This window comes from Daejeonella sp., from assembly GCF_044232565.1.
Classification (GTDB): Bacteria; Bacteroidota; Bacteroidia; order Sphingobacteriales; family Sphingobacteriaceae; genus Daejeonella.
This window is the reverse complement of record NZ_JBIILQ010000191.1, coordinates 1-5447: the sequence shown is the minus strand read 5'-3', so window position 1 is coordinate 5447 and position 5447 is coordinate 1. Positions and strand designations below refer to the sequence as shown.

The 5447-nt window shown below is 33.0% G+C and carries 3 protein-coding genes and 1 pseudogene; 3 read left to right on the top strand and 1 reads right to left on the bottom strand.

The window, feature by feature from the left end; translation table 11 throughout:
• The coding region (locus tag ACILQF_RS10100; RefSeq protein WP_395627287.1) for an FG-GAP repeat domain-containing protein at positions 1-714 on the bottom strand (714 nt) is incomplete at its 3' end.
• Between the two features lie 285 nt (positions 715-999).
• Here ACILQF_RS10100 and ACILQF_RS10095 point away from each other — a divergent pair.
• From ACILQF_RS10095 to ACILQF_RS10085, 3 genes and pseudogenes are all read left to right on the top strand, one after another.
• Complete coding sequence (locus tag ACILQF_RS10095; RefSeq protein ID WP_395627286.1) at positions 1000-1725, top strand: DUF6088 family protein; 726 nt, start codon at positions 1000-1002, stop codon at positions 1723-1725.
• Positions 1710-2699 (top strand): annotated as a pseudogene (locus ACILQF_RS10090) (nucleotidyl transferase AbiEii/AbiGii toxin family protein). The gene ACILQF_RS10095 and the pseudogene ACILQF_RS10090 overlap by 16 nt, the downstream one beginning before the upstream one ends.
• A gap of 478 nt (positions 2700-3177) precedes the next feature.
• The gene (locus ACILQF_RS10085; RefSeq protein ID WP_395627285.1) at positions 3178-4989 is read left to right on the top strand and encodes an FG-GAP repeat domain-containing protein; all 1812 of its coding nucleotides are present in this window, start codon (positions 3178-3180) and stop codon (positions 4987-4989) included.
• Positions 4990-5447: the final 458 nt, after the last annotated feature.

Below are 5447 nucleotides of genomic sequence, written 5' to 3'. Positions count from 1 at the left end.
CATGTGAAACGCAACATCTGTTTCTTTAGCATCTAAAATTTTCTTCTTTGTAAATGAACCTTTACCATCATTTAAATATGCGTAGCAGTCTTTCATTTGGTTAGCAACTGGAATAATATCAAGATAACCATCATTGTTTATATCCCCTATACATCCAGTATGATGAAATGCTGATACTGAATCTAACAAAACTGTAGAATACGAGTCTGGCTTAAAATAAATTATATAATTTTTATCTCCGGGATAAGGTGGTCCATCATGGCCATGACCAAACAAAACAACATCATCAAAGCCATCGCCATTTAAATCTCCTCTTGCAACTTTTCTTGTTAAAACTTGAGGGTCTTCGAAAGACCATTTTAAAACATTATCGATATAAACTAAAGTTTTCCCCTTATCAAATCCGCATCCATTGGTAATAGTAATTATTAAATCAGGTATATCATTATTATTAATGTTCAAGTATGTTCTACCAGTTATGTCTGTACAATTAGAAAGGCCCACTTTTGAAATACCCCAATAATCTGTAAATGGAACAAAGTATGGGTTATAATGAGATGTTTTCTTATTTATACTAGAAATTGAAACTATAGGGCAAGCAGCTGGAACTGTAGGAATAGTTACTATCGGAGTCGATGGTGTTGGAGCAGGTTCTGTCTTTTTACATGAAAAATAGATTGAGGAAATAATTATTAATAAGTAACTTTTTTTCATAAGGGGTATAAATTATCAGTTCTAATATCACAATTATTAATCTTAATGCTAGATTTAATAGGTGAATTATGTTTTGTCACACATTCTTTCCAATCGAATTTCCAACCTTCAACATCATTTGAATATCTGAATCACTCTTGATATATTTCTGTAAAGTGAATTGTCTTAGATCTAAATCCCCTTTATCTGTCTATATGTAGACCCTGTTTCAACTCATTTCATAAAATGTCCAGTTTATTTGTAAAAAAACTGGACAAATGATATCTTTGTACTAATATAAAATTTATGAAAACCACTGATTACATAGCTTTTAGTATAGGTAGACTCCCTCGTGGGTATATTTTCACCTATGCTGACTTTGTTACAGAGGTGAGTAAGAAAGAAGCAGTCATAAAAGCACTTAACCGAATGGCAGTGGCTGGTAAAATATCCAAACTTTCTAAGGGTAAGTACTATAAACCCGAAAACACCCCATTTGGTATTCTTCAACCCAGTCAGTCACAAATAGTAAAAGACCTATTAGAAGAAGACGGTAAAACTATCGGTTACTTAACAGGTTATAGCATTTATAACCAATTAGGGTTAACTACGCAGATAAGTAATACGATACAAATTGGCAAGAATCAAATTAGGTCGGGTTTTAAAAGAGACCGCTACACCATTTCATTTATTAAACAGCCTAACACAATCACGAAAGATAATATCAGGTTGCTTCAAATATTAGATGCCATAAGGTATATAAAAAAAATACCCGATGTAACTCTAGAGATGTCTTGTAAACGATTACTGGCTATTTTACAAACCTTATCGGACAAAGATTTACTTACCCTTGTGCGATTAGCATTGAAGTATCCCCCCGCAACAAGAGCACTGCTGGGAGCGCTGTTAAACCAAATACAACCAACCCAATTGACTCGGCAATTGTTAAAGGGATTAAATCCTGTTTCAAAGTATAAGTTTCCCGGGGTTCCCCAGGTTTTGGAAAATTCTGATAAATGGAACATAGTATGAAATTACATTTAGACAAAGTATTGTTCAGGCAGGCCATTCAGTTTACTTCTGATCAATTAAGAATACCCGCTATTTATATTGAAAAAGATTATTGGGTAAATTATGGACTGCATACCATCTTCAATAATGCGATAGGAGCAGATACCGTATTTAAAGGTGGAACATCCTTGTCGAAGTGTTATAATATGATAGATCGTTTTTCAGAAGACATTGATTTGGTTGTACTAAGGCGGGAAGGAGAAACGGATAATAAGCTTAAGAGTAAATTAAAAACAATTAGCGAAGTAGTTGCAGAGGTATTGCCCGAAGTAGATGTTCCAGAAATTACTCGCAAAATGGGGATGAATCGGAAAACAGCACACACTTATGAAAAGAAATTTAAAGGGAATTAAGGACAAGTAAGAGATGTTATTATTTTAGAATCTACCTGGCTTGGATATTTTGAGCCTTATACAACAAGGAGTATTAACTCATTTGTTGGTGATATGATGCTGAATAACGGTCAAAGTGAAATAGCTGAATCTTATGGTTTATTACCTTTTGATTTATTGGTTTTGGAGCCCACCAGAACAATCTGTGAAAAGATTATGAGTTTAGTCAGATTCTCTTATTCTATAAGTCCAATTAATGATTTAAAGAAAAAAATCAGACATATATACGACTTGCATCAACTATTGCAACAAGAAGAGTTCTTGACCTTTCTTCATTCCCCCGCTTTTGAAAATATGTTATTGAAGGTAGCAAAAGATGATGTAGCCAGTTTTAGGAATAATAATCAATGGCTAATCAATCATCCAATAGAGGCTTTGATTTTTAAAGATCTAGTCAATGTTTGGGATCAATTAAAATCAATCTATAATGGAGATTTTAGGAATTTAGTTTACGGAGATCTGCCGAGTGTTGATTTAGTTCTATCTACAATGAAAACTATAAAGAAAAGGCTGGAACAGATAAGTTGGTCTGTCGAGTTATAAAAACTTAAATGTTCTTTACTCTCCCAATCTTATGTATTAGTTTAATATAGATTGAGAGTCATTGATGCCAGATTTCAATTTTTCCCAATCCGGTTTCCCAGCTGTCCGTAGTATTTAGCGCAGCGCTTCTACTGATTATTCAATGATTAGAGTCTTCAGACTCATTAAAATCAAGCTGGTAGAGGCTAAAACTGTACAACAGTTATTCTGTTGTAAAAGGAAATCAATTTTTGAAATCGATGGAAATTCTATGGACAGTGTAGATTTCCCTTCCGTGGTCCGCAATAACCATTAAAAAACCCCTCTTTACAGATGTATTGAGGGGTTTTTTGATTTAGCGGTAGCTGGAATGGTAGCAGGAAATATTATTTAAAAAAACTTTTCCTCATTATTTAACTTAGACAAAAGTATTCTCGTATTTTTAAAGAGTATTTAAATTCTGAAACAGTTTTTATATTATCTATAATTGGAGACAACGGTGGCTACAGGTACAGGGAAAATTCTAAGCTCATCCAAAGAACGAATTAGAAAGTATTTTTTGAGCTTTAGTAATAATAAGCAAATTCATCGAATAATTATGAGACGTCTTTCTTATTTTTTATTATTATTGGTATTTGCATGCAAAAAGATTGATAAAACACCAATTACATCAGATATTCAAGAAGAAGCTATTAAATTCAGCACTAATTTGGATACTGGAACATATAATGTTGCAGATACATTACCACTTGTTATAACAGTAAGTTCTAAAATCGCTACCTCAGGGGTTATATTTGCTATAACATCCACATGGACTGATAGTACAAAACAAATATTTAAATTAGACACTACACTGAATCAAAGTAGTCTTAGTGTCAAGATTCCAGGTCACCAAAAATCAGGTAATTACGCTTTATCTATAAGTGTTACTTCTAAATCTACCTCTAGCAATACAATCAATAAAATAATACCTATTGTAAATAACCCATTAGGGAGATTTATGGGGTATAAAGTAGATTTAAATGCTTTAGCCTTTTCAAGACTAAAAGATTTTGGAAAATCATATTGGGAAAATTTACCCGTTCCAGCAGACCTTTTTGTAGGAGCATTTCAAAAAGGAGTTAAAATACTCACAGGGCCCTTCGGTAATGGAAAATATGAATATGCTAGTCAATTGGCTGCAATAACTTTGGGTGACTTTAATAATGATGGGTGGATAGATATTTTTAATGCAGGTGGTGCTTGTAGGGGCAAGGCGGCTTTCCTGTCATTTTTAATTTGGAACCCAACAACAAAAAAATTTGAAGAAAAAAACCTAATCAATGATAACACTAATTATATCGGTGGCCCAACGGGTGCAATCCCACTTTATTTAAATTCAGATAATTATTTAGATGTTGTAATAATCGGCCATAGAGATGAATGTGAACCGGGAAATTTTCCAGAAAGGTGTAAAATTTTACTTAGTGATGGTAATGGAAAGTATTCACTAAGTGAACTAACTTTGGAGCCCTCGTTTTTACACAATATGTTTGGTTATGAAACTGGTAGTGTGGGTAAGGTAAACAATGATAATTTTCCTGATTTAATTCTAGCTGCAAATACACATACTTATATTTTTTGGGGAACTCCAAATTTCCCTTATTTTACAAATGAAAATTTTGCACATTTCGCATCGGATACCACAAATTTTAAATCTAACAATGGCTTTGGAGAAATTGTTCCTGAGGGCTCAGGAAATGTATATAGGGCATGGGCTTCGGATATTAACAATGACGGTAAAAATGACTTGCTACTAGGAACAACTGAAACCACTTTAACGCCAAATCGTTATTTGACAAATTTAGGGTCAGGAAAATTTAATCAAACTTCAATTATAAATTTGCCTGTCCGAAATATAAAAAATGCAGAAAGAATTGATTACATCATTGATGATTTTAATGGAGACGGTCTTAATGATTTAATAGGTTTAGACTGTATTTATTCAAACAATGGGGCTCAGTCATGGGAGCTTGTGCCATATATTCAGCAACAAAATGGCAGCTTTATAATTGATAAGAATTTAATACAGTACACAATTAATTTAAATAGTAGACCTAATTCTAAATGGAAATTGGTATACGCAGATTATAACAAAGACGGGAAGAAAGATATTGGTACAATTGATTCAGGATTTATGCCAACGCTTGATCCTAATAATGATATGAAAAAGAAAACAGTTTTTATTAGATCGGGAAATAAATTTATCGAAACAGACTTTTATCAATTTGATCCATATGCTAAATCTATTTTAACATATCTAATAAAATAATTCTAACATAATCCCCTGACAAGGTTCGAGACAAGGTTTTCATCAACATCAGGTTTAAAGAGGTGAATTATTTGAAAGACAAACAAAATTCGAATTATCAGATTATTTTCCATAAAAGATAAATGAGCCATTGCGCATAATCGCTTGTTATTGGTAGCTTTTAACCCAGCTGTCGGTAGAATTTAGCGCAGCGCTTCTACTGATTATTCAATGATTAGAGTCTTCAGACTCATTAAAATCAAGCTGGTAGAGGCTAAAACTGTACAACAGTTATTCTGTTGTAAAAGGAAATCAATTTTTGAAATCGATGGAAATTTTATGGACAGTGTAGATTTCCCTTCCCCGGTCCGCAATAACCATCAAAAACCCCTCTTTACATACGTATTGAGGGGTTTTTTGATTTAGCGGTAGCTGGAATGGTAGCAGGGAATATCATTTGAATTTTTTTACTCGAATTT